Origin of the sequence: Paenibacillus sp. J2TS4 (genome assembly GCF_018403245.1) — a bacterium.
Classification (GTDB): domain Bacteria; phylum Bacillota; class Bacilli; order Paenibacillales; family NBRC-103111; genus Paenibacillus_L.
This window is the reverse complement of record NZ_BOSH01000036.1, coordinates 1-1,581: the sequence shown is the minus strand read 5'-3', so window position 1 is coordinate 1,581 and position 1,581 is coordinate 1. Positions and strand designations below refer to the sequence as shown.

At 45.2% G+C, this 1,581-nt stretch carries 2 protein-coding genes; both read right to left on the bottom strand.

Annotated elements, in window-relative coordinates:
* Nucleotides 1–252 precede the first annotated feature (252 nt).
* Nucleotides 253–1,155: an IS3 family transposase gene (locus KJS69_RS29315; RefSeq protein ID WP_213587776.1), complete on the bottom strand. Its 903-nt coding sequence runs from the start codon at nt 1,153–1,155 to the stop codon at nt 253–255.
* Between the two features lie 26 nt (nt 1,156–1,181).
* Nucleotides 1,182–1,508, bottom strand: a complete 327-nt coding sequence (locus KJS69_RS29310; RefSeq protein WP_213587774.1) for a transposase — start codon at nt 1,506–1,508, stop codon at nt 1,182–1,184.
* Between the last annotated feature and the right edge of the window lie 73 nt (nt 1,509–1,581).

The following is a 1,581-nucleotide window of genomic DNA, read 5'->3' as shown; positions in this document are numbered from 1 at the left end:
CGGCTAGGCCCCCTAATTCCGGAGTCCGTACCACAAAAGAACTAACTTGTATACAATTCCTCTCTTTTTAGAGGTTTTTCATAAGTTTTCGTGATTCTATCGCCGTAAGGGGCCGACTTGACACGGAGCCTCTGCAGGCATGAATGTTTGCGAAAGGGCGAAGTTTCAAGACAGATTCGCAAGGTTATCAGCCTATCATGCCTGCCACTCCATGTAAAGTCTTTGGAGTCACCATTGCCTGGTAAGAACCCATTACAAGGCGATATTGTACTTAGAATGGTCATCAAGCTGCATCACCCAATGAGAAAATTGGATCGGAGACATATGCCTTAAACTACCATGCATCTTTCGATGATTATAAAAATCCATGTAGCGGTCGATGGCTATATAAGCTTCTTCGAAGGTCATGAAGTCTTCTTTCGCCAACAGATCTCGCTCCAATAGACTGTGGAACGATTCAATATAAGCATTCATATTCGGTGTTTTCGGAGGGATCCGTTCATGGACTAATTCCCAGCTTTCACAAGTGTCCCCAAATAACGTGCTTATGAATTGTGGCCCGTTATCCGTTCGGATGACCGGCCGAGGATCTTCCGGCTTGATCTGGCTCTCCAGAGCCTGTACTAAGGTCTGACAGACGTGTTTGGCCTCACATACGGGTCCTCTATAATAACCAACGATTACGCGGTTAAATACGTCAATGATATCGAGTATGAAAAAGAATCGGTCTCGGCCGGCTATATATCCATATTTGATATCCATCTGCCATAGTTGATTAGGTCCTGTCACGATGCGGTTTTTGGGCAATCTTCGTGGGTGCTTCGATTTCCGTTTTCGCTGTTTTTGAAGAATGCCAAGCTCACTGCATAATCGATACGATTTCTTCTTATTGAGGATCAGTTTCTTTTCTTTTTGAAGACATCGGGCGAGTAACTTATAACCATACACATGCTCTTCGCCCTCTACCAGTTCAAGCAGCCATTCCTTGATCTGTTCGTCGCTCACTTTCTGTCCATCCGTCGTAAGAGAATATCCGGGATAGGAGCGGCCTCTGTGGCTTACTCTAGAGGGTTCCGTTACTTGGCTTGTTCGTTTGAATCGATCGTAATAGGTGGATTTCGCCAGACCAAGGATTTGCAAGACGAGAGTTGCCATTTCTCCCCGCTTAATGAATTGGTCGGCTATTTCAAATTTTTCGTGTAAGCGGGGTTCTTCTTTTTTAGCAACTCACGCAAAATCTCAATCTCGAGCTCCTTTTCACCGAGAACTTTTTTTGCCTTTTCATACTTTTCTTCGATCTCTTGGAGTCTCTTCAGTTCTTGGTACTGCTGTTCGGCAGGTGGAAGTTCGTCAACATCAACTTGATCCCGGTAGGTTCGAATCCAGTTACGGATGGTTTCCGGGTGAAGATCATAGTTTCTGGCAAGCACCCCCACCTTGATACCGGATAAAGCTTGTCGGACGACATCAAGTCGAACTTCTTCATACAATTTGTTGGATCGTCTCATCCTGGTCGCCTCCCTTAGAAATACAATAATATATTGTAGGCTGAGACTCCAGTTTGATTAGGGGGCCGTGGAG

Coding starts and splice junctions, on each gene's coding strand:
- KJS69_RS29310 (WP_213587774.1), bottom strand. CDS start 1,508: ATGAGACGATCCAACAAATTGTATGAAGAAGTTCGACTTGATGTCGTC.
- KJS69_RS29315 (WP_213587776.1), bottom strand. CDS start 1,155: ATGGCAACTCTCGTCTTGCAAATCCTTGGTCTGGCGAAATCCACCTAT.